The organism is Fictibacillus solisalsi (genome assembly GCF_900103485.1).
GTDB lineage: Bacteria > Bacillota > Bacilli > Bacillales > Fictibacillaceae > Fictibacillus_C > Fictibacillus_C solisalsi.
Genome location: NZ_FNHW01000001.1, coordinates 2,263,455 through 2,286,362 on the forward strand (window position 1 = coordinate 2,263,455; position 22,908 = coordinate 2,286,362).

Consider the following 22,908-nt stretch of genomic DNA (forward strand, 5'->3'; position numbering starts at 1 on the left):
TAAAATTTCAGATATAAACAAAAAGAAGATTCCTCCGATATTAAAATTGGAGGGGAGCAAAATGAAAATGTCCATTCGAAACAGAGTCAGAACCATGCTATTGATCAGTTTGTGCGGATTGCTTATTATGACCATTTTTATGGCAGCCTATATTTGGCTGAACGGAAAAATGGATGCAGAAAAAGACCAACTGCAGCAAAACAGCATCCAAAGCAAGGAAATTTACAGCAAATTATCAGCCATCCGTAAGAAGGAACAGGAATATTTAAAAACGCCTTCTACAGAAAAAGCCAGAGAAATTGATTCATCTGTTCTTACATTGCAAAGGAAGGTTGAAAATTATTCGAAGAAAGCCAGCACTTCTTCAGTAAAAAAGGAATACAAAAGCATTCTTGATAAAATCGGTCAATATAAAACGGCGTTTAGTTCCACTTCAGCCATGACCGTGCAAATTATGGAACTAAAAAAATTGATGTCCGATACATCAGCCGACTTTGAAAAAAGAGTGAAAGATTTAAAGGATGAAAAGCTGTACAACCGCTTCTTGATCATGAACACATATGAAAAAGAATTCTATTTGGCCTTAAATGATGAAAATATCACAAAATTTGAAGAAGCTGCCCAAAACTTCGAAAACCAGCTTGATCAGTCTTCCCTGTCCGAAAAGGAAACAGGCGACTTCAAAACAAAACTGCTGAAGTATACATCATCTGCCGGTAATATCCAAAACGTATCCAAGCAAATCAGGGGAATCAATGCTGAATTTGAAACGATCGCGGACAAGGTGGATACTTCAATCATCACTATAGAAAAATCAAACGATCAAAAACGGGCCGAACTCGCAGACCAGCAGTCAGGATTAAAATCCTTGCTCACCTGGCTCATGATCGGGATTGCAGTTGTGATTATCACCGGCCTCAGTTTTGCAGGGGTCTGGCTGATCCGCTCAATCGTCCGTTCCATTTCATTGCTTAAAGAAGGGGCAACAATTATCGGAAACGGAAATCTGGATTACCGGGTAAAGGTTACGACCAATGATGAAATGGGTGCACTGGCTGAAACCTTTAACGGAATGGCTGAAAAAATGCAGCGGTCGCTCAGTGAGGTACAAAAGGCTTCTGAACAATTGGCAGCTTCATCACAGCACCTCGCCGCCATTTCTCAAGAGACAACAGCCCAGACTGAAGAAGTTTCAGAAGCTGCACAACAAGTATCTCTCGGAGCACAGAATCAGGCAGACCATTTACACGAGAGCACCGAGCTGCTGAATGAGGTAACTGAGGCCATCCAGGCAACTGCTGCTTTCAGCGAACAAATCGCTGATGATACATTGCGCGCAGAAGAAGACGGAAAATCGGGTATGGAAACGGTACAGCAGCTCAATCACCATTCTGAAAAATTTATTGCTCTGGCCAACAACCTTATTGCTCAAATTCAGGAAGCGAGTAAACAATCAAAACAGATCCAGCCGATTGTTCATACCATTCAGGAGATTACTAGAAGCACCGATCTGCTTGCACTCAATGCAGCCATTGAGTCTGCAAGAGCCGGAGAAGCCGGCAGGGGATTTGGCGTCGTTGCCGCCGAAGTCCGTAAGCTTGCCGAACGTTCAAAGAATGAAGCGGCACAAATCCAGGAGCTGGTTAAAATGATGGCAAAGCAAATGGAAAACCTCACCCAGGAAGCCGCAAGTTTTCAAGAATATCGAAACGAACAGCTGCAATCTGTCTCCATGACCCGAGAGGCATTTGAATCAATCGTCACAAATGTAACCGCGGTTCACAGCAAAATCAGCCGTATTCAGCAATCGATTCAACATGTGGGAGCAGCCAATGTGGGACTCTCAGAAAAACTTCATAAAGTAAGCGCCATCTCACAGGAATCCGTCGCAACAAGTGAGCAGGTCAGTGAATCAAGCCTGCATCATAAACAGGCCATTAATGAGGTGAACGACGCTGCCAACGAGCTTCAAGAAATCGCTCTTAACCTTCAAAACGAAGTTCAGCAGTTTCATCTCGGAGAAACTCATTCAAAGCCTTCAAACGAAATGCCTGACGCTCTGCAAGACGGCTTGCTTGAAGCCTCAGCATCTATGGACGATGAAGAAGCCGTTTCCTAGACTTCCAAACCTAAAACCTCAAATTTAAAAAAGCTCCCCAAAAGGAGCTTTTTCATTTTTTATGATTTTTGAAATTTGTATTGTCCAAAGAGGAGCTTGACGATGTGCTTGAACATCTCATCCCGTGCCAATGCTCCATTTGTCAAAACACCGATCGCCCCTGCTTTTTTTCGAATATCTTTGTCGGATGTAAAACTGGCCATCACTTCACCCAGTTCACTTCCCTTTCGGATAGGAGCAGCAATCTCATCGGGCAGAGGAATTTTTGCCCCGCTCGCAACGACCAGGTGGCCGTCCTGATCAGCTAGTGCTCCCCAGTTGCAAAGATAAAGCGTTCCTTCCATTTCAGTAACGCCGCCTTCGAGGCCGAATCCAAGCTCCGCTCCTTTTTCCACGCACGCTTTTGCACGGTTAACGGCTCCAAGCCGTGTTTCCTCATCAGAGAAAGGCTGCGGGGATACACCTGAAGGAACATCCAAGGACTGGACCGGCTCGTTTACTATTTGTATCACCGCTTTTACTTTCGCAGGATTCGCGGAACCTATTGCATATTTCATTTGATCACCAACCAAACCTTAGTCGTTCAGTATACTGTCCAGCATGGATTGATCTGTCGATTTAACAAGCTGGATCAGCAGTTCTTTAGCCGCTGCATAGTCATCCACATGAACAATGGAAGCATGAGTGTGAATATAACGGGAACAGATGCCCACAACAGCAGATGGGACGCCTTTTCCTGAAAGATGAACACTGCCCGCATCTGTGCCGCCCGGAGAAACAAAATATTGATAAGGAATATTGTGTGTTTCGGCGGTATCCAGAATAAATTCACGCAGACTTTTATTCGTAATCATCGTGCGGTCCAGAATACGAAGCAATGTCCCCTTCCCAAGGTGTCCAAATTCATTTTCATTTCCCGTCATGTCATTGGCAGGACTTGCATCCAGGGCATAAAAAATATCGGGTTCAATCAAATTTGCAGCCGTTTTTGAACCTCTTAATCCGGCCTCTTCCTGAACAGTTGCTCCAGAATAAAGCTGGTTTGGCAGCTTTACATCTTTTAATTCCTTTAAAAGCTCAATGGCCAGTCCGACACCATATCGGTTATCCCAAGCTTTTGCCATAATCTTTTTGGGATTCGCCATTGGGGTAAACGGACAGATCGGAACAATCTGCTGTCCCGGACGAATGCCGATCTTCTCTGCATCCTGTCTGCTGTCAGCTCCGATATCAATATACATATGCTTGATGTCCATTGGCCGCTTTCGTTGATCTTCACCTAAAAGATGCGGGGGAACAGAACCGATAACACCAATCACCGGACCGTGATCCGTAATAATCTGAACTCTTTGGGCAAGCAATACCTGACTCCACCAGCCGCCAAGTGTTTCAAAATGAATCATGCCGTTCCGGGTAATACGGGTCACCATAAATCCAACCTCATCCATGTGGCCGGCAACCATGACTTTTGGGCCTTCTCCATGTCTGACGCCAAAAATGCTGCCCATTCCGTCCTGAATGATTTCATCACTATACGGTTCAATTTCTTTTCTTACAAATTTACGGACATCATGCTCAAATCCGGGTGCACCGGGAAGCTCTGTTAATGTTTTAAACAATTGCAATGTTTCAGTATTCATTGGTTCTCCTTTCAATAAACGGATATATGTAATACCCCTATTGTACCGCTGGCAATCAAAATTTACCAACCTTCAATAGGGGACAGGTCTTATTATTTGTATGGGATGGGATCTTTTGCGCCTGCTTCCTCAAATCCTTTTAAGCGCAGCTGGCAGCTGTCACATTCGCCGCATGCTTCTTCTTCTCCGTTGTAACACGAGGTGGTTAAATGATAAGGGACCTTTAGTTCCAGTCCTTTTTCTATGGTTTCTTTTTTCGTCAAATGCATTAACGGAGCACAGATGGCAATTCGCTCTCCGGTCGTGCCGGCTTTTGTTGCAAGATTAATCGTTTCGTTCATGCTTTTGATAAATTCAGGCCGGCAATCTGGGTAACCACTGTAATCGACAGCAGACACGCCAATAAAGACGGCCTCCGCACCTATTACTTCTGCATAGGCGCTTGCCAGAGACAAAAAGATCATGTTACGGGCTGGAACATAGGTTGATGGTATCTCTTCTTTGTCTTCTTTTTCAGTTGGAACATCGATTGAAGCATCTGTAAGGGCACTGCCTCCAATTTGGTTCAGGAAAGCAATGTCTACAATGCGGTGTTCGTTTACCCCAAAATATTCAGCAACTTTTTTTGCTTGATTCACCTCACGGCTGTGTCTTTGTCCATAATTGAACGTTAAAGGATAGAGTTCATACCCTTCATGTTTTGCAATTCCCATGCACGTCGTGCTGTCAAGTCCTCCACTTAAAACAATTACTGCTTTTTTCATGTTTGTTTATACCCCTCTCTTCTCCGGATCCCAGATGATTTTATGAAGCTGCATGCTGACTTTGACATCCGGCATGCGTGCGGTTAATACTTTGTTTACCAGTTTTTCAGGAGGCATGGTCTCCCAAACTGGGCTGAATAATGCAAGACCTTGCTTGTGATGCTGCTCCAGTACCGATGAAGCAATGTCAAAATCATCGTCACTTCCAATCACGAATTTAATCTCATCATTCGGCTTCAAAACATCAAAGTTTTCATGGATCATGCGGTTCATTTCACCGGAAGCCGGCAGCTTGTAATCCATAACGAATCGTACTTTACTGCTTAGCATAGGGTCGCTTTCACGCAAAAGCTGAAAGGGTTTTAGAGCAATCGCTCCGTTGGTTTCCACATGAATATCCTCAATTCGTTCGATGCCGGCCATCGCCTTTAAAAGAGCAGCGGACTTTTCTCTGTGAATTAACGGTTCTCCGCCGGTAAAACAGATGCGCTTTGAGGCGAACGTGTTTATGCGTTCAATGATCTCCTCAATTGTTGCTTCAAATTCCGGTTTTGCCGGAGCATAACTGTACGGTGTATCACACCAGGTGCATCGCAAATTGCAATGAAACACGCGGACAAAAATGGTTGGAAAGCCTGCAGCCATCCCTTCTCCTTCAATGGTTTCAAAAATTTCAACCATGGGAAGCTTCCATTGGGAGTACACATCAGATAAAGGAAGCTCAAAGTGATTCGTCATGTTCCATCCACTCCCTTTTCATGGTTGCATAACTAGTTGGGGTTTCATACAATACAATTTCCTCAAGACGGAAGCCTTTTTCTTTCCATTGGTATTGATCCAGTTTCTTATCGAATTCTTCCCAGATCCATACAATCATATTTTCTGCGGTCGTATTCATTGGCGGCATCACGTCATTTAAATAACGATGGTCCAGCCTGCTTTCGATCGCCTCTTTATAAATTTTCTTTATATCTCCAAAATCCATGGAAATGCCTACCGGATCTACAAAACCGCTTATCGTCAGGACCAGCCTGTAAGTATGGCCGTGCAGGTTCTTGCACTTGCCTTCATAGCAATGGAGATGATGAGCCGCATCAAACGTAAATTCTTTTGTTACAGCCACCCGCTTATGATGGTATTTCAGCTTATCGCGCTGAATATCTTCATCTATTTTTTGCACCTTTTTCGGAATTTCGAATTCCATTTATTCTCGACATCCTTCCAAGAACATGAAAAAAACCATAAAAAAAGCTCCCTGCTTACAAACGTATCGGGAGAGAGTGAAAGGTTTATGGTTTTCCACGCTCCCTAGTTTTTTTTAATGAGGGGTGGGAATTTCGAACCCTCGTACTAACACTTTATTAGCATAGCAAAAACCCCCTGAAATGCGCAAGCTGCTTTTACGCTGACAGCAGGGGGCCTGTTTTTGTTCACGGCTTTGTTTCTGTTATACTGTATGGGAAAAGCATACACAAAAAAGGAGATGCTGAACATGAAAGCAAGCAAATGGATTCTTGCCGGAGTTGCAGGATTTGCGGCAGGATATATCGCTGCAAAACGTTTACCTCAGACATTGACTCCTGAAAAAGCATTAAACCTCATTAAGGACCAGGCCAGGGATGAATTTATGATCACCGGTTCATGGATCAATGTTCATCCAGAAGAGGTTAAGCGTTTCGGGCTTCCCTACACCGTATATAAAGGAGGTCTTTCCAGCAGACTTCATTCTACATTGACACAATATGATTTCATGGTCGATGCAAAAACCGGAAGTATTCTTGATATTTCAAAACATGGAGAAAAAGTGGCTGCTACCGTATAAAGCACCATAAAAAAACACCGCTCAAGCAAGCGGTGTTTTCTTTTTTAGTTAAATTCTTTGGTGTGATTGTACAAGTTGTTTTTAATTTTGAACTTAGTAGTAAGGTACTGTCCTTTTTCCCAAATGGTAAGAAGGTATAGAGGTACAAGCAATACTAAAGCAAGAAGCAGGAGAACAACCACATAGTCCATTTTGGTTCCTGTCTGGCTTTCGTGGTCTTCCTTGTACTTTTGCAGTTCAGGACCCGCCTTGGCAACTTCCTGTTCGGTCAGCATCTTATTGTCTTTTGCATTGTAGAAGACAATTTCTTTGTGCGTGAAAGAAAAGATGTTGTCTCTCATCGTTTTGTAGGAACCCATACCGACAACAATTTCAGACGTATCCAATTTCTTGTCCTCATTCGGCACCGTTTGTACATCACTGATTTCAATGCTGCCTTTTTTGTAGTCATAGTGAGCTTCTTTCAATCCTTTTTCAATAGCTGCTTTCATTTCTGTAGTTGCTCCAGCAGCGGAAGCAATCGAAGCAAAGGAAAAAACAAGAGTAAAAACGGAAAATAGGGCAAAAATCTTTTTTTTCATAAATAATCCTCCTTGCTTTCAGTCCTAATCTCTTCCATCATATCATAGATTTCATTTTTGTTTACCCACTTGAATCTGGAAATAATGTGACGAAAATTCGACATCGTTAACTATTTCCCATTCGTTTAATGCTATCTGAGATCACGCCGTCCTCATTCCACTTCACCGCCCGGTATACGGCATCGTGATAAAAAAAGTACCAGGTATCCGGCTTGATCCATTTTTGCTTTTCATAAATGGAGGTCATCGGGTAATCATCATAAGCCAGCACCCACAGGGGATTCTTGTGGGCATGAGTAGGCATAATGTCACCTAAATGATACACCGTCTGCTCATCCGTTTGTATTTCAATTACACTGTGTCCATCGCTATGCCCGCCGGTGTGTACCATTTTTATTCCATTAATTGGTTCAAATGTTTCGCTGAACGTGTAGACCTGATGTTGAATCGGTTTCCAGTTCTCTTCCCAATACGTGTTCCGGGAGCGAATATTCGGGTTTTTCAATTCCTCCCATTCAATGTCAGAAGTATGTATGGCAGCGTTTTCAAAAACAGAGACAAATTCTTCCCCGTTTTTCCGGGTTAATCCTGAAGCATGATCAAAGTGCATATGTGTCATTAACACTACATCGATATCCTTCACGGTCAATCCCAGCTCGTTCAGGCTCGTTTCAATCGATGCCTCTTCATGTACTCCATAATTTCTTTTTTGCTTTTCACTTAATTTGCCGCTGCCTATTCCAGCTTCAATCAGAATATTTTTTCCAAACCCCTGGACCAGGATCGGCTCGGTTCTCAACTCAATCTGATTCAAATCATTGACCGCATACTTTTTACTCCACAGCGGTTTAGGGACGACTCCGAACATGGCGCCTCCGTCCATATGAGTAACACCGCCATCCAGCCAGGTTAACGTGATACCTCCTATTTTCCATTGATCCATTCCTTCACACTCCTTTTGCAGTAGTAACAATAGTCTGAATTTAGTTTAACATACTTTGTATTCCCGTCCGACAACATTTTAGACAAATTCTAGTGGTTGATTTCCGTTCCGGTTTGCTCGCTTTTACCGGAGCAAGCGACTACTTGATCCCAGCTGGACAAGGATGCCGAGGCAGCAAAATGGGAGTTTACTTTTGGGGATCTCCAATTTCACACTCCATCAACTGTCAATGAAGAAATTACATAAGGCAGGCAAATAAAAAAACCCGGCAACGTGGTCCGGGTCAATTCTTTGATCGGAATTGGGCTTCTGTGCGATAGATCCTGAAGCCTTTGGAAGAGAATTTTTCTTCGTATTCCGTCATAATGTTTCCTTCATAATCACTATTGTGCAAATCAAGCCAAACCTGATTTAAAACCATTCCGTATTTTGAAAAGCTGTGAAGCGAGTACTCAAACAGGCCCTGGTTGTCGGTTTTAAAATGAATTTCACCGTTTTCCTTAAGAATAGTTTCGAATATCGCAAGGAAAAATTCATGAGTCAACCGGCGTTTTTCATGCTTGTTTTTTGGCCATGGATCAGAAAAATTCAGATACACCCTGTCCACTTCACCCGGCTCAAAAAAGTCAGTCAGCTTTTGTGCATTTTCACGAATGATTTTAACGTTTCCGATGTTTTCCTCAACGATTTTTTCCAAAGCGGAAACGATAATGCTATCGTAAATTTCCATTCCGATATAATTAATGTCCGGATGGGCTTTTCCCATACCCGTGACAAATTGGCCTTTTCCTGTTCCAACTTCAATATGGATGGGATTGTTATTCCCAAAGTACTCGTGCCATCTGCCCTTTAATTCGGCAGGATTTTGGGCAACAATTTCGGGATACTCCTGTAGTTTTTCTTTTGCCCACGGTTTAAAACGCTGACGCATTATAATCTTCCTTTCTTAACTCAGTGCCAGTTCATAACCCCGACATTTTATCATGAAGTATATAAAAAGAGAAAGCGACTCCTGCTGGTTTTCCTTCCAAAAAAAAGAACTCTAACCGAGTTCAGCCATGGATAAATTCAGGGGTTTTCCATACCCTATATTTACTTGGATCACCCACTAAAAAAAGGATGTGAACAACATGCCTCTTGATTATACTCACCAGTTAACACTGCTTCGTGATATTCTTCAGGATCACCATACGGACTGCAATGGCACCCCACAGGAATGTGCTCAATTGGAACGCCTGGCCAACCATCTTATGCAGCACGGAAGCGTGAACAGTGACGTAAAAAACGTGCTTGGACTGATCAACACCTACAGCCATGATGGCTCTACCCATGATAACCTCCAACAGCATATAACCGATCACAAGATGCATATTGAAACCTGGCTGAATACCATTCAGGGTCCCCAGGGCTGACCACTTAAACACATGGATTCCCCGGGCAATAAATGGAAAAAATGTCGAAACTTAATTAATATAGTAGCTTTCTCGCAAAATTTGTTTTAAAAAATTATACCAGTACTCTTTTTCGGCATCTTGCTTTCGCTGCCCATGCCAGAAAACAGACTGGATGGTTTGAGCGACAATGTACCAGTGCATTCTCCGCTGAAGGTCAACGGTCAAGTCAACGCCATAGACAGAAAGCCATTGCGCCCAATTGTCACGCGGGATATACCAATACAGCAATAATCCGAGATCCAGTGCAGGGTCGGCAATCATCGCTCCATCCCAATCAATCAGGAAAAGCTCGTTGGTTTCGCTCACCATCCAGTTGTTATGATTCACGTCACAGTGACAGACAACTTTTTTATCATGATGAATTACGTTTTTCTGCATCTTCAAATAAGAAACGGCTTCTTTGATTTTAGGCGGGCATTCCTGCTCCGATTGGATATTGGCTTCAATCTCATCAATAATCAGTTCAGGAGTAAGCGGCTTTTTCCCCAAACGCTTTAACATATCAAGCAGTTCAGAAGATCCGTGTATTCTGCCAAGCAGTCTTCCAACGGCATCGTTATTCATTTCCGAAGCCTTTAGTTCCCTGCCGTTCAGCCATTTTTGGGCGGTAATGACATCTCCGTTGCCCAATCTCTTTGTCCATAACAATTTCGGAACAATTCCCTCCGCAGAGAGTACTGCAAGAAAAGGTGATGAATTGCGCTTTAGAAAAAGGGTCTGATCTTCATATTTAGCTTGGTATGCTTCTCCTGTTGCTCCGCCGGCTGGCATGATTTGCCAGCCTTTGCCTAGTAAATGTTCCAAAACGTTCACCTTCAATCTCATGCGGAAAATTATGTCCTATATATATCGGTCGATTCCCACGTTTACCGTACACAATTTTATAAAAACCTCTACGAATACATTATTTTAACACAGCCTCATCAAAATTCGTACATATTTATATGACAACCTGTCTTTTCGCGGGTTTTTATACTGAAAGCTGCACGGCCATTGTAAATCCAAGAGGCGGAAGCAACAGCTTTCGTGCTTCAGTCTCATACAGGCCATCCTCTTTAACTTCCATGTCTTCTGCGATTACCTGCCATTTTCCCGGCTCAGGAAGAGACACATTTTTTTCTTCAAGATGACCATTGAACAATAAAACAATATCCTGCCATGTGTCCATTTCTTCCACCTTTTTTAAGAAAACCCCAAACACACCATCGGGCAGTTCCCCAAGGTTGGAAACATGGGCCGCAATATCTGCTGGATGATCCATTCGAAAGGCTGGATGATGCTGTCTGATCCGGATTAGCTCCTGTATATATTGAACATCTGCTGCAAATTTCGCCCGCCTCTCCCAATCCAGACGATTGATCAGATCTCCCGACCGATAGCTGTTTCCATCGCCTTGCTTTGTCCGGAAAAATTCCTGCCCCGCATGGATAAAAGGAACTCCCTGAGAAAAAAGGGCCAGTGCGGTTCCCAGCAAATGACGCCTGCGGAGAATAGCTTCGTCCTCGTGGGGATGGAGGATCTTAAGCCGGTCCCATAAGGTATGGTTGTCATGACACTCAATATAATTGATGCTTTGGCCTGGAGTTCTAAAAAGTCTGTGATCACCGCTGTTGCCGGAAACATTCTCAAAAAGTCCATTCAGCATGCCCGCATTTCCGTTGATAAACCCGCCCTGGGCTTCGTTAAAAATGTTGCCTTTCACATGATCACGGAAACGATCATTAAAAAATGAGATGCCAGGCATTCGTACAGCAGAATCTATACAGGCTTTTTGGTCTTCGTCAAGCCATGTATCCATCTTCCAGCCTTCACCCAACAGGAAGATGGACGGATCTTCTCTGGACAGCTCTGTAAACAGGAGGTTCATTGTATCAATATCATGGATGCCCATCAAATCAAAACGAAAGCCGTCCACGTGATATTCGTTTTTCCAATAAAGAACCGAATCCAGCATAAATTTTCTCATCATAAATCGTTCTGAGGCAGTATCATTTCCCACACCCGTCCCATTAACAGGATTTCCGCCATAATCGAACCTGAAATAATAGCCGGGAACAATTTTTTCAAAATCAGAGGTTTCTCGGATAAAAACATGATTATACACAACATCCATAATTACACGCAGCCCTTTATTATGGAGGGCTGCAATAAGCGCTTTATATTCGCTGATCCTGGTAACCGGATCAGTCGGGTCCGTGGCATATGATCCTTCGGGTACATTGAAATGCAAGGGATCATAACCCCAGTTATACTCGGTGTCAGCCTTTAATTCATCAATGCTGCCATAATCGTTCACCGGCAAAATCTGCACATGAGTTATGCCAAGTGATGATAAATAGTCGAGCCCAGTGCTGAACTGTCCGGGGGCGGTGGTCCCGCTTTCCGTAAATCCCATAAACTTTCCTTTGTATTGAATTCCGCTTAACGGATGAATGGAAAAATCCCTGACATGCACTTCGTAAATGATGCTGTCGGTCTTTTTAATCGGAGGAGGCACCGACGTTTTCTCCCATCCAAGGGGATGGGTTTTATTCATATCCACAATGACTCCCCTTGTTCCGTTCACCGTTACGCCTTTTGCATAGGGATCCACCGCTTCATTCACACTGTGATTGACGCGCACGAGAAAGGTATATTCATGCAAATGATGATCCCCTTCAAGATCTGCTGACCAAACGCCCTTCTCTCCTCTGTTCATGGGATATTCAAAAGCTGTGCTTGAACTGGTAAACAGCTTTAAACGGACAGAGGAAGCAGTTGGAGCCCACAGCTTAAATATGGTCCGTTCCTGTGAATAAGTGGCTCCCAAATCCCGCTTATCGTAGGCATATAATTCATCGAACTCCTTGGTTCTTACGACAGCACCCGTTTTCAGAGGAATCCTGCTGCCGTCCGGGCAAACCACCCAATAATCACGGTAAAGGGGAATTTTCTGATCGAGCACCATATGAAAAAGAAGACGATCCTCCAGCCGTTGCTCCGAGATTTTTTTGAGCGGGTAAACCTTTTCATTATCCGTCACGTCAAATTGGGCTTCTCTTGATACCTCAGTAAATATCACGATCGTAATCATCGTGAAGGTATCCAGATAAGCTTCGATTTGATCTGTATTGCTGATTCTCTTTTCCGTATCCAGTATACTGCACCCCCAGTTTCAACCATGGCTTCATTAAACAATCCCAGCGTTTATGTATTGCCTGCTCATGATTGTTATTTACCTTTAAACGAGCCTGTTTGAAACCATTCTCTCTTACTTATTTTATCCAAAGATAAAGAAAACAGAATTGGCTTTTTGAAACTTTATGCGAGAACTACATTTTTATGGTCAGCATGGAGGGCAGCACACTGCAATCCACAGGCGTAGAACCAATGACTTCCCCATCGGCCTGTACAGTCAGGGGAGTTTGGCTGACAATGCTGAGATCGGTGCCGGTAAGCATTGTGACTCCTTTTTTATTTGAGTGGCGACCAAAAAAAACAGTAAGAAAAAGAAACAGCACTTGCACAGGACTCAAATTATGTACAATACAGATTTCCAGTTTTCCGTCATAAGGCAAAGCTGATGGACATATTTTCATTCCGCCCCCATAATAGGGCAAATTGCCGGCTGCAATCAGCCAGACTGATGTAAACTCATAGGTTCTGCCATCAACCTTCACCATCACATCGCCAGGTTGGTAGGAAAAAAGCAGCCGCAGCGTACTGATTGTATAGGAAAGACTTCCGAGTCCGAACCGCTGCAGCCAATCTTTATACCAGGAGGCGTTCGTGAGTTTGGTTACTTCCCCGTCAAATCCAATTCCCGCCACACTGACAAATCTTCTGTGGAATCTTCCTTTACCTGCACTCCGCAAACAACCAACATCAATTCTCCGTACACTGGTTCTGGTGTTTAAAATGGATTTAATTAACCGGTCCAAACGTTTTCGTTTACCAAGCCCGCGCATAACATCATTACCAGAACCGCAGGGCAAAAACCCAACCGGTATATCCTTTTTATGAAGCCCGTTAATTACCTCATGAATGGTTCCGTCTCCACCCACTATTATAATGGCCTCCGCCTGCTCGCCGTGGATGCTTTGGACCGTTTCAGCAAGCTTTTGGGCGTGCCCTTTGTCTTCCGTAAAAAAAGAGCGGTAAGGAACTCCTTCTGCTGCAAGGACCTCCTTTACCGCATTCCAGATTTTTCTGGCTTTCTTGCTTTTTGAATTAATAATAAAAAAGTAACCTTTTTTCATGAATCATTACGGGCCCCTTTTAGAGGAATTTTTTCTATCACCTGATATTTTGGGATTTTGTCCAAATGAGTTTCGTAAAGAACGATATCTTTCACATTAAAAGACCGTCCGGCCAGCGAAGCAAGCTCTTGCTCTACAAACCCCTCATTTATAGTGGTCTCCGCATCCTTCCACCGTTTGGCCAGAGTAATATGTGGAGAATAGGCTCTTGATTCGAGGGTGAACCCTGCTTGTTCGCATGAGGCATGCACCTTTTTTTGCAGTTCGATCAAGGCCGGCTGTTTCTCTATTCCCAGCCAGAAAATACGGGGCTGCTGTTTTTTTCCAAAGAAACCGGATGTGGAAAGAGTCAACAAAAAAGCAGGACACTCCAGAAGCTCCTGATGCAAGATTTCTCGCAGTGAATCCAATTTCGTTTGATCTGCCTGTCCAAGAAAAGACAGCGTCAGATGAAGATCTTCAGGATGAACCCACTGTTTAAAAGGAACCCTGCCTTTTAGCAAAAGGGTTCCTTCATGGATGGCATTTTTTATATGTACAGGCAGAGGAACTGCCGCAAAAACATGTCTGTTCAAAAGGGACCATCTCCATTATCAGGAATTAATTTAATTTTACCAAAAAGAGCGCAAAAACCCAAAAAAGCCGGAAGATTTTCATTTAAAAGCTCCATTTGATATACTTTTACACATAATCAGTAAAAGACAGGGATGTGCAAATCAATGAAAGTTGTTCAAAACATCGCGGACTTGATCGGTGATACTCCACTTGTCCGTTTAAACCGTCTGCCCGATCCTGAAGGAGCAGCCGTTTATGTAAAACTCGAATTCTATAATCCAAGCCGAAGCCTGAAGGACAGGGCTGCGTATAATATGCTGGTTCAAGCTGAACAATCCGGCCAGTTAAAACCGGGTGATACGATTATCGAGCCAACCTCCGGCAACACAGGAATCGGTTTGGCCATGAACGCCGCTGCCAGAGGATATAAGGCGATCATTGTGATGCCCGATACCATGACAGCTGAACGAATCAATCTTTTGAAAGCCTATGGAGCAAAAGTTGTTCTTACCCCTGGTGATGAAAAGATGCCAGGAGCGATTAACAAAGCGAAAGAATTACTGGCGGCCAATCCGGATAAAAGCTTCATGCCGATGCAGTTTGAAAATGAAGCGAACCCGGATGCTCACCGCACCACAACCGCAGTTGAAATTATTGAAGCTATGAACGAACTTGATAAGCCACTGAGCGCGTTTGTTGCTCCAGCAGGCACAGGCGGTACGATTACAGGCACTGGTGAAACATTAAAAGAAGCTTTTCCTGAAATGACCGTCCATGTGGTTGAGCCTGCAGGATCGCCTGTATTATCCGGCGGCAAGCCGGGTAAACATAAACTTGTGGGAACCAGCCCTGGTTTTATTCCTTCGATTCTTAATCAGAAGGTGTACGATGAAATTATCAGGGTTGAAGACGAGCCGGCCTATACAGCCGTGAGAAGGCTGGCTGCCGAGGAAGGCATTTTGGTCGGCCCTTCATCCGGAGCTGCCGTTCACGGAGTCATCGAGGTGGCTAAAAAACTTTCCAAGGACGATATTGTCGTTTGCATGACATGTGATTCAGGAGAACGCTATCTGTCCTCTGATTTGTTTCAATTTTAATATTCACAGCAAAGGTGGCCATCATCCGCATCAAACAGATGATGGCCACCTTTTTCTTTGCTTTATTTAGCCAGTTCATAAATCGCCTCCGCATAGATAGCAGCAGCACTGAACAAATCCTCCAGAAACATATATTCATCCTTCTGGTGGGCCACGTCTTCCCTTCCCGGGAACAGGGCTCCAAACGCTACTCCTGCCACAAGCGATCTGGCATACGTTCCTCCCCCTATGGCAATCGGTTTTCCGGAATGCCCCGTTTGCTCTTCATATACTTTTTTCAGCGTTTGAACGACGGTATGCTGCTCATCCACAAAATGGGGGGTGGTGTGCTTGGTAACCTTAATCGTAAACCCTTCTCTTTTCGCCAATTTTCCTAGGATCTCCAAGACCGCATCACCAGAGTGTGTGACCGGGTAACGGATATTGAGTCCGATAGAACCTCCATCTTCCCTGTGATAGTTAAACACTCCAGCATTAACGGTCAGCGTCCCGCTCACTTTATCTTCTGCCATGATGCCTAATTTTTCTCCCGAGTTGTCCATCAGGTGTTCTTCTATAAATTGAAGGAATGATGAACCTTGGTGATCCAAAGTAAGCTGAGATAGAAAACTCGCCAGCATGCCCCCGGCATTCACACCAAATTCAGGGGTGCTGCCATGGGCGGACTTTCCTGTCAGATAAAAGCGCTGCACGTCCCCTTCTTCCTCTATTCCACCCGTTAAGTGGTTCTCATTCAAAAAATCCTGAAAACGGTCCTGCCATTTATTTGCTGTTATCACATGAGCTTCGGCCCGGTCAGGAACCATATTTAATCGTAAACCAGACTGAAAGGATTGTAAAACAGCCTCCGACTGCTCCCCCTCTTTGACCATTTCTTGTTTCATCGTCACATTCATCATGCCCTTTTCTGCATGAATAATTGGAAAATCCGCATCCGGCGCAAAGCCGGCCGATGGCATTTCTTCCTGCTTAAAATAATGGTCTACACATCTCCATTGGCTTTCTTCGTCTGTTCCAAGAATCAGCCGTACGCGCTTCGATAAAGGAAGATTTAATTCTTTAATAATTTTCATTCCATACCACGCGGCCATCGTTGGACCTTTGTCATCAATGGCTCCTCTGGCAAAAATTTTGCCGTCCTTAATTTCACCACCAAATGGATCCACTGTCCAACCGTCTCCTTCTGGAACGACATCCAAATGCCCGAGAACGCCAATCAGTTCCTTCCCGGTCCCCATTTCAATATGGCCGGCATACCCATCCACATTTTTGACAGTCATCCCCGCGTTTTCGCCAAGCCCCAGCATATATTCCAGAGCGGCAGCGATTTCAGGACCAAAGGGCGCATTCTTGGTTGCATTGTCTTCATCCAAAATACTTCTGATTTGCAGCAGTCCCTGTGTGTCGTTCAGAAATGCATCTTTTCTTGTCTCGACTTCCTTTTTCCAATTTACATCGTTCATGTTATGATTCACCTTTCTTATAGATCTATATGTATGATTTACCATTTCCGGATGGTACATCCTGATGATGGACAAAACCTTCTTTTATTTTAGCCGATTGGGTCAAAAAGGTGAAAAATTTTAAAAAACGTTCGGAAAAGAGCCAACTTGTTTGCTTTTTTCACTATAATGAAGTATAATATCGCGTAAATAGGAGGTGTGGTTGTTATATTCGTACAAATGAATGCCTGTTTTTGTAACTATAAACAGTGACATTTCTATGCTGCAAAGCCGCCAATCATCCGAGATATAGAGAAACATGATACTTAAGATCATGGCCAAGCAGCGAAGAACCAGAAAGTGGAGTCTTCGCTTTTTATGTTCATTCTCGTATTTAAAGAAAACTTAAACAATTCATCATAATAAATTAAAGAACGGCCACTATAATTTATTATGAACAACAATACTGTATAGGGAGTGGTTTTTTGAGTCCTTCAACTAACCGTATGTTGAACCGTGTAAAATCCATGTATCTTTTTATCAAAAAGAAAGGGACTGTTACAACACGAGAATTGGTTGAAGAATTTGGGACTACGCAGCGTACGATCCAAAGAGACTTAAATGTTTTGGCGTATAACAACCTGGTTACAAGCCCTAGCCGCGGATTGTGGCAGGCAACTTCTAAGAAAGTAAAAGTATCTTAAGCAAGAAAATTTCTTCTTGCTTCCATAAGTTAACCCCTGTTCCGATTGGACAGGGGTTTTTGTTTCCCGATTTAAAACAGCGGCTGAATTTCATCCTTTGTATTCACTAAATGATCTTTGAGTTCGGGTTCTACAATCCATTTCTCCTCTGCCCAGTGAGGTTCTCCTGCAATAGGCAAATACTTGTTGCCTTCCCCCATCAGCTTTGACCAAAAGCCTTCGGTAATTTCAAGAGCTACCGCTTTCTTGGCAATGGTATCAAGAATCAGATCATGAATTTTTCCAATTTTATCTCCTTCAATGGTTTCCACGGTCCATCCCTTAAAAATGGTGGATTCCAAACATTCTTCAGGTTCATCCAATTGACGTTCGTTCCCTTGATAGACAATATCCTCATCCAATGAAACAATCTCATGCCAAGGAATATAATACGTTTCTTTAATCCTTGTTTTTGTGGAAACAGGATAGCCTGTTCCGCTTAAGGGCGTGCTCTGTGAGCCGATGCCGCTTGTCGCTGCCTGCATGTTCAGGACACTCCTGTCTACAGCATCAAATGACTTATCATTTCCCGGATCTGCTGGTACGGCCTCTTCAAAAGTAAGGTAGCATAGCGTAAAGTCATATTTATTTAGAAGAATGCCATTTAATTCAATATTATCTTCATTCGCTTGGGCATGACGTACTTTTTTATCGAGTAAATCTGTTCCTTTTATCAGCATGAAACATTCCTCCTTTTGGAGGGTTTACCCCAATATCAGCCAGAAAAAACCTTTTCATCCTGCAGCTTGTTCAATTCATCCTCCGTCAGCTCCCGGTATTCCCCCAATTTTAATTCTTTATCAAGATCAAGACCGCCCATCCGGATCCGCTTCAGGTAGGTTACTTTTTTTCCGACCGCCTCAAACATTCGTTTCACCTGATGAAATTTGCCTTCGGTAATCGTAAGCCGAATTTCGGAATGTTCTCCTGATTGAAGAATGACAAGATCTCCAGGCTTCGTGTGGTACCCATCCTCAAGCGTTACACCTTGTTTAAACGCGTCCACATCTTCTTCTGTAACACAGCCGTCTATTTTTGCAAAATAGGTTTTAGGCACATGCTTTTTAGGGGATAAAAGCGAGTGGGACAATTGTCCGTCATTCGTAAGTATGAGCAGCCCTTCTGTATCTTTATCCAGCCGCCCCACCGGAAATGGAGAAAGAATCCGGTCTTTCTCTTCCAGAAGATCAATTACTGTCTGCTGAACATGATCCTCCGTTGCAGAAATGACTCCCGGCGGTTTGTTCATCATCAAATAGATGGTTTCCTGATAAACCACTTCTTCACCATGAACGGTAACCTTTTGCACGTTCGGATCCACTTTTGTTTTGCTGTCTTTTACAACCGCTTCATCCACTTTAACAGCACCTGATTTCAATAATTGTTTTACTTCCTTCCGGCTTCCAAAGCCCATATTTGCTAATAATTTATCAATACGCAGCATGGCGCTACCTCTTTTCTGTTTATAAGTATATTTTCCTATATAATTTGAAATTTTTGCTTTATAATTATAAAATGCGGGTATTTTAGTACTATAGGAGGAGATTATGTGATGAAGCGGAAAATTGGCCTGCTGGCAACTGCCAGAAAAAAACTGCACCATCCCGCAACTGCGATCGAATTATACATAAGCCCACTGTTTGTAAAATCGGTTCATTATGCCAAGGAACATTACGATGCGTTTTATTTTTACAGTGCAAAAGAAGGGTTTCTCACACAGGATAAGCGGATAGAGCCCTATAATGTTTCCATTAAAAATTTTTCATCCAAGGAAAAACAGGAATGGGCAAGAAAGGTCATCGATGAACTGCTCACGCATGAAAAACCGGAAGAAACCACGGTTTTCCTCCATGGCGGCTGGGTATATCGCGAACATCTTCAGCCTGCACTCACCCGTGCAGGATACCAATTTGAGGTACCCCTGCAAGGATACAGCATTGGCAACCAGTTAAAGTGGTATGATGAACAAAACGAAGATCCAAAATGAATACGGTATTTTAGAGGCGATTTGCCAAGCTATCATTGCAGAAAGAAGGTCCTTTCAAAGGACCTTCTTTCTATGTGGCTTTTTGATTTTTTCGTTTCAGGAATTTAAACCTCTGGCCCAGCACAAGGCCAATCAGACCCGAACGGTAAGAGAGGAAGAAATAAACAAGTCCTCCAGAAATAATGCCGGCAGTGAGCACCACTACGCCTCTAGCTTTTGTATACACGCCATCAAAAGAGTGTTCGATCGGCGCTTTTACGAGGTAAACGACAATGGCCATTGCCAAACCAAAAGTAAGGATCAAGATGGAACGGCGAATGACCCACTTATAAGAAAATTCACCGTATTTCTTAATAACATACAGGTTGATTAAAATCGAAACCGTATAGCCGATATTAGTCGCAATAATTGAGCCTATCCCCTGCCACAAAAGAACAAGAGGGATGTTCAATGACAACTTAAACAATATTCCTACAAGCATGCTGAAAAGCGCAAATTTTTGGCGGTTAAGCCCCTGCATAATGGCTGCAGTTACAGTGAACATGGCAAACCAAATGCCAGACAAGGAATACCACTCGAGAATTTGTCCCCCGAGCTTAATGTCCCCAAGAGTAAAGAGCGTTCCATACGCCGGATAAGCTAGTACCGAAAGCCCGATGGCTGCCGGTACCGTCAGGAACAAGGTGATTTGGAAGGACTGGGTGATCTGTTTGTTCAAGGTCTCTCTGTCATCTTCTGTATAAGACTTCGTGATCACTGGGATGAGGGTCAGCGCAAAGGCGGTGGCAAGCGACACCGGAATCATAACCAGCTGGTGGGATGTCTGGGTTACCATCGCAAACACGGCTTCTGCTTTTTTCAAGCTGTACCCCGCATTTTGCAATGTACTGACCACTGTAAACTGATCAATATTTTTATAAAGCGGAATGGCTAGTCCAACCGCTACAAATGGAACGGCATACGAGACAATTTCCTTATAAATCGCAGGAAGCGACACTGTGGACTCGACCTTGGATTCTGCATACAGTTTTTTCAGATACGGACGTCTGCGGTTCCAGTACCAGAGCAGAACAAGCAAACCGCCGACTGCACCGACTGTTGCCGCAAACGTAGCCAGACCGACAGCGGTTGTTAAATCGCCATGCATCACTTTAATAACAATATAGCTGGCAATCAAAATGAACAAAATACGGACAAGCTGTTCAATAACCTGTGATACCGCCGTAGGTCCCATGGATTGAAATCCTTGAAAATATCCCCTGATCAAACTCATGGAAGGAACAAAAATCAGGGCGGTGCTTACCATTCGGATGACAAACGTGATATCCTCGACCGAATTTCCGACACCATCATGTTTTCCCAGTATATTTGAAGCCAGGCCTGGAGCCATTAAGTACAGAATAAGAAAAGCGATACAGCCGGTGGCCGTCATAATCCAAAGTCCCGATTTTAATAATCTTCTTCCCGTTTCATAGTCTCCGAGCGTATTGTACTTCGATACAAATTTTGAAACCGCCAGCGGAACTCCCATCGTGGCGATGCTTAGCAGCACCGTATAGGGATTATAGGCATATCCATATAGCGCAAGCCCCTTCGTACCGACAAGCGCATTGAAAGGGATAATGTATAACATTCCGATAAACTTTGAAAAGAATGTTGCTGCTGTTAAAATTAACGTTCCTCGCAATAACCGAGACATGAATCCATCTCCTACTATTAAATGCTGCAACCAAGCAATTTTTATGTGTCTTCTTAAAACAACATTAGTATTGTAACACAAGCAATCAAATGAAACAGAATTTTTAATTTGATAAAATTTGTGGTATCTTTTTGATTGTATCAAATGATCGTGTTTTGAAGACCTGGTTGTAAAGCCAGTCAGAAAAGGAAGCAGGTGCAAAAATGAAATATGATGTGGTTGTCATCGGCGGAGGACCTTCAGGGCTTATGGCCTCAGTCGCAGCAGCATCAAAGGGCAGAAAAGTGCTGCTTATCGATAAAGGGGACAAGCTTGGCAGGAAGCTGGCCATTTCAGGCGGAGGACGGTGCAACGTCACCAACAGGCTGCCCATTGATGAAATCATCAAACACATTCCCGGAAACGGGCGTTTTTTATACAGTGCGTTTTCCATCTTTAATAACGAGGATATTATTTCTTTTTTTGAAGGATTGGGTATTGCGTTAAAAGAAGAAGACAATGGCAGAATGTTCCCTGTCAGCAATAAAGCCGGCGATGTGGTTGCGGCATTGTTACAGAGAATTGAATCCCTCGGTGTGAAAATCTGGACCAACTCTCCTGTCGTAACCATCAATTATACAGACCAGGCAGTAAAGGAAATCGTTTTGAAAAACGGCACCATCATTCCTGCCAGGTCAGTAATCATTGCCGTCGGAGGAAAATCGGTACCGCATACAGGATCAACCGGGGATGGCTATGCCTGGGCAAAAAAAGCTGGTCACACCATCACAGAACTTTATCCCACAGAGGTTCCCATTACGTCTTCTGAACCCGTTATTAAATCAAAAACCCTGCAGGGTCTTTCACTGCGCCAGGCAGAGCTATCTGTCTGGAATCCAAAGGGCAAGCTGATCAAGTCGCATAAAGGTGATATGATTTTCACCCATTTCGGCATTTCAGGACCTGCTGTTCTCAGGTCCAGCCAATATGTAGTAAAAGCTCTTAAAAAGTTTAATACAAAAACCATTTTGTTGAGTGTTGATGCCTTTCCTGATCAAAACGAGGAGGAACTCTTTCAACAAGTAAACAACCTATTGAAAACGGATCCGAAAAAAGCCATAAAAAATGTCTTAAAAGGGTTTCTTCCCGAGCGATATCTTTTGTTTTTGCTGGAAAAAGCAGAAATACCGCTTGAGATAACGGGTGAGCATCTGAACAAGCAGGGTCTTCGCAAGTTTACTTCACTCCTTAAACGGTTCCCTTTGGAAGTAAACGGAACACTCTCCATTGAAAAAGCCTTTGTCACAGGCGGAGGCGTATCCATTAAGGAAATTGAGCCAAAAAGTATGGCTTCCAAAAAGAAAAAGGGCTTGTATTTCTGTGGAGAAGTACTCGACCTTCACGGGTATACCGGAGGATTCAACATTACTGTTGCTTTTGTTACCGGGCACCTGGCCGGAACGAGCGCCGCCGTGTTATAAAATCAGTAAGGCTGAGAGGAAGTGAAAACACTTGCCTCTCAGCCTTTTGGCTACTCACTGTAAATTACCATAATGGAATAGGAGTATATGGTCGGTTCCTCTTCTGCTCTTAGACTGTCACTGATAGAAACCTGGTACTTAACATCTTTGATTTTGGACTCAGAAATATTCTCCAGAAAAGCATTAACCGTTTCTTCCAGGTCTTCCTCATGTTCTTCATCAAATAATTTGATCTTTAACATACCCCACCTCCTGCCTAACTAATTCCCTCCCGGTTTCGTCGAATCCTTTGTAAAAATCCCTCTAGTTTTGCAGTTTAAAGCAACTCATAAAAAAAACCGGCTGCGCATTTTCACAGCCGGGT

General features: G+C 43.5%; 24 protein-coding genes. 7 read left to right on the top strand and 17 right to left on the bottom strand.

The annotated features are described in order from the left end of the window. The first annotated feature begins 61 nt into the window (after nucleotides 1-61). Nucleotides 62-2,119, top strand: a complete 2,058-nt coding sequence (locus tag BLT53_RS11585; protein WP_090235031.1) for a methyl-accepting chemotaxis protein — start codon at nucleotides 62-64, stop codon at nucleotides 2,117-2,119. A 59-nt stretch (nucleotides 2,120-2,178) separates the two neighbouring features. Here BLT53_RS11585 and BLT53_RS11590 read toward each other — a convergent pair whose 3' ends face one another. From BLT53_RS11590 to queD, 5 genes are all read right to left on the bottom strand, one after another. Continuing rightward, nucleotides 2,179-2,676: a DUF84 family protein gene (locus BLT53_RS11590; protein ID WP_090235033.1), complete on the bottom strand. Its 498-nt coding sequence runs from the start codon at nucleotides 2,674-2,676 to the stop codon at nucleotides 2,179-2,181. A gap of 18 nt (nucleotides 2,677-2,694) precedes the next feature. Further along, nucleotides 2,695-3,759 (bottom strand): M42 family metallopeptidase, encoded by a 1,065-nt coding sequence (locus BLT53_RS11595; protein WP_090235035.1) that lies wholly within the window; start codon nucleotides 3,757-3,759, stop codon nucleotides 2,695-2,697. A gap of 92 nt (nucleotides 3,760-3,851) precedes the next feature. Then, complete coding sequence (queC, locus tag BLT53_RS11600) at nucleotides 3,852-4,523, bottom strand: 7-cyano-7-deazaguanine synthase QueC (RefSeq protein WP_090235037.1); 672 nt, start codon at nucleotides 4,521-4,523, stop codon at nucleotides 3,852-3,854. A gap of 6 nt (nucleotides 4,524-4,529) precedes the next feature. Beyond that, entirely contained in the window at nucleotides 4,530-5,261 is a 732-nt protein-coding gene (locus tag BLT53_RS11605; RefSeq protein WP_090235038.1) for a 7-carboxy-7-deazaguanine synthase QueE, read from the bottom strand. Then, the gene (gene queD, locus BLT53_RS11610; RefSeq protein WP_090235039.1) at nucleotides 5,245-5,727 is read right to left on the bottom strand and encodes a 6-carboxytetrahydropterin synthase QueD; all 483 of its coding nucleotides are present in this window, start codon (nucleotides 5,725-5,727) and stop codon (nucleotides 5,245-5,247) included. The genes BLT53_RS11605 and queD overlap by 17 nt, the downstream gene beginning before the upstream one ends. Nucleotides 5,728-6,015: 288 nt before the next feature. On the opposite strand from queD, the gene BLT53_RS11615 reads away from it, so the two are divergent. Further along, the gene (locus tag BLT53_RS11615; RefSeq protein ID WP_170834318.1) at nucleotides 6,016-6,345 is read left to right on the top strand and encodes a PepSY domain-containing protein; all 330 of its coding nucleotides are present in this window, start codon (nucleotides 6,016-6,018) and stop codon (nucleotides 6,343-6,345) included. A gap of 44 nt (nucleotides 6,346-6,389) precedes the next feature. Here BLT53_RS11615 and BLT53_RS11620 read toward each other — a convergent pair whose 3' ends face one another. From BLT53_RS11620 to trmB, 3 genes are all read right to left on the bottom strand, one after another. Continuing rightward, nucleotides 6,390-6,926 carry a hypothetical protein gene (locus BLT53_RS11620; RefSeq protein ID WP_090235042.1) on the bottom strand — a complete coding sequence of 179 codons (537 nt, stop codon included), beginning with the start codon at nucleotides 6,924-6,926 and terminating at the stop codon, nucleotides 6,390-6,392. A gap of 106 nt (nucleotides 6,927-7,032) precedes the next feature. Next, the gene (locus BLT53_RS11625) at nucleotides 7,033-7,869 is read right to left on the bottom strand and encodes a YtnP family quorum-quenching lactonase (RefSeq protein ID WP_090235043.1); all 837 of its coding nucleotides are present in this window, start codon (nucleotides 7,867-7,869) and stop codon (nucleotides 7,033-7,035) included. Nucleotides 7,870-8,152: 283 nt separating this feature from the next. Continuing rightward, nucleotides 8,153-8,800 carry a tRNA (guanosine(46)-N7)-methyltransferase TrmB gene (trmB, locus tag BLT53_RS11630; protein ID WP_090235044.1) on the bottom strand — a complete coding sequence of 216 codons (648 nt, stop codon included), beginning with the start codon at nucleotides 8,798-8,800 and terminating at the stop codon, nucleotides 8,153-8,155. A gap of 199 nt (nucleotides 8,801-8,999) precedes the next feature. On the opposite strand from trmB, the gene BLT53_RS11635 reads away from it, so the two are divergent. Next, nucleotides 9,000-9,281, top strand: coding sequence for a YtzH-like family protein (locus tag BLT53_RS11635; protein ID WP_090235045.1), 282 nt, complete (start codon nucleotides 9,000-9,002; stop codon nucleotides 9,279-9,281). 51 nt (nucleotides 9,282-9,332) lie between these two features. Here BLT53_RS11635 and BLT53_RS11640 read toward each other — a convergent pair whose 3' ends face one another. The 4 genes from BLT53_RS11640 to thpR form a co-directional block, all read right to left on the bottom strand. Continuing rightward, nucleotides 9,333-10,127, bottom strand: coding sequence for a phosphotransferase family protein (locus BLT53_RS11640; RefSeq protein ID WP_090235047.1), 795 nt, complete (start codon nucleotides 10,125-10,127; stop codon nucleotides 9,333-9,335). 166 nt (nucleotides 10,128-10,293) lie between these two features. After that, a complete protein-coding gene (gene pulA, locus BLT53_RS11645) occupies nucleotides 10,294-12,462 on the bottom strand; it encodes a type I pullulanase (protein ID WP_342027873.1) in 2,169 nt (722 codons plus the stop codon). A 172-nt stretch (nucleotides 12,463-12,634) separates the two neighbouring features. After that, a complete protein-coding gene (locus BLT53_RS11650) occupies nucleotides 12,635-13,561 on the bottom strand; it encodes a diacylglycerol/lipid kinase family protein (RefSeq protein ID WP_090235049.1) in 927 nt (308 codons plus the stop codon). After that, nucleotides 13,558-14,136 carry an RNA 2',3'-cyclic phosphodiesterase gene (thpR, locus tag BLT53_RS11655; RefSeq protein ID WP_090235051.1) on the bottom strand — a complete coding sequence of 193 codons (579 nt, stop codon included), beginning with the start codon at nucleotides 14,134-14,136 and terminating at the stop codon, nucleotides 13,558-13,560. Before thpR ends, BLT53_RS11650 begins: the two co-directional genes overlap by 4 nt. A gap of 144 nt (nucleotides 14,137-14,280) precedes the next feature. On the opposite strand from thpR, the gene cysK reads away from it, so the two are divergent. After that, a complete protein-coding gene (gene cysK, locus BLT53_RS11660) occupies nucleotides 14,281-15,213 on the top strand; it encodes a cysteine synthase A (protein ID WP_090235052.1) in 933 nt (310 codons plus the stop codon). Nucleotides 15,214-15,275: 62 nt separating this feature from the next. Here cysK and pepV read toward each other — a convergent pair whose 3' ends face one another. After that, nucleotides 15,276-16,676: a dipeptidase PepV gene (pepV, locus tag BLT53_RS11665; RefSeq protein WP_090235053.1), complete on the bottom strand. Its 1,401-nt coding sequence runs from the start codon at nucleotides 16,674-16,676 to the stop codon at nucleotides 15,276-15,278. 464 nt (nucleotides 16,677-17,140) lie between these two features. Between pepV and BLT53_RS11670 the strand changes: the two genes are divergently transcribed. Next, nucleotides 17,141-17,359 carry a DeoR family transcriptional regulator gene (locus BLT53_RS11670; protein WP_074440559.1) on the top strand — a complete coding sequence of 73 codons (219 nt, stop codon included), beginning with the start codon at nucleotides 17,141-17,143 and terminating at the stop codon, nucleotides 17,357-17,359. Between the two features lie 71 nt (nucleotides 17,360-17,430). On the opposite strand, the gene BLT53_RS11675 is transcribed toward BLT53_RS11670, so the two are convergent. Then, on the bottom strand, nucleotides 17,431-18,078 hold the full coding sequence (locus tag BLT53_RS11675) for a PRC-barrel domain-containing protein (protein ID WP_090235055.1): 648 nt from the start codon (nucleotides 18,076-18,078) through the stop codon (nucleotides 17,431-17,433). A 35-nt stretch (nucleotides 18,079-18,113) separates the two neighbouring features. Then, nucleotides 18,114-18,842: a pseudouridine synthase gene (locus BLT53_RS11680; protein WP_090235056.1), complete on the bottom strand. Its 729-nt coding sequence runs from the start codon at nucleotides 18,840-18,842 to the stop codon at nucleotides 18,114-18,116. 108 nt (nucleotides 18,843-18,950) lie between these two features. Here BLT53_RS11680 and BLT53_RS11685 point away from each other — a divergent pair, with 108 nt between their 5' ends. Beyond that, nucleotides 18,951-19,385: a DUF6884 domain-containing protein gene (locus tag BLT53_RS11685; RefSeq protein WP_090235058.1), complete on the top strand. Its 435-nt coding sequence runs from the start codon at nucleotides 18,951-18,953 to the stop codon at nucleotides 19,383-19,385. Between the two features lie 70 nt (nucleotides 19,386-19,455). Here the strand turns inward: BLT53_RS11685 and BLT53_RS11690 are convergent, their stop codons facing one another. Beyond that, nucleotides 19,456-21,084, bottom strand: coding sequence for a putative polysaccharide biosynthesis protein (locus tag BLT53_RS11690; RefSeq protein WP_090235060.1), 1,629 nt, complete (start codon nucleotides 21,082-21,084; stop codon nucleotides 19,456-19,458). Nucleotides 21,085-21,287: 203 nt separating this feature from the next. Here BLT53_RS11690 and BLT53_RS11695 point away from each other — a divergent pair, with 203 nt between their 5' ends. After that, on the top strand, nucleotides 21,288-22,544 hold the full coding sequence (locus BLT53_RS11695) for a BaiN/RdsA family NAD(P)/FAD-dependent oxidoreductase (RefSeq protein WP_090235061.1): 1,257 nt from the start codon (nucleotides 21,288-21,290) through the stop codon (nucleotides 22,542-22,544). A 50-nt stretch (nucleotides 22,545-22,594) separates the two neighbouring features. On the opposite strand, the gene BLT53_RS11700 is transcribed toward BLT53_RS11695, so the two are convergent. After that, nucleotides 22,595-22,786 (bottom strand): sporulation protein Cse60, encoded by a 192-nt coding sequence (locus BLT53_RS11700; RefSeq protein ID WP_090235063.1) that lies wholly within the window; start codon nucleotides 22,784-22,786, stop codon nucleotides 22,595-22,597. Nucleotides 22,787-22,908: the final 122 nt, after the last annotated feature.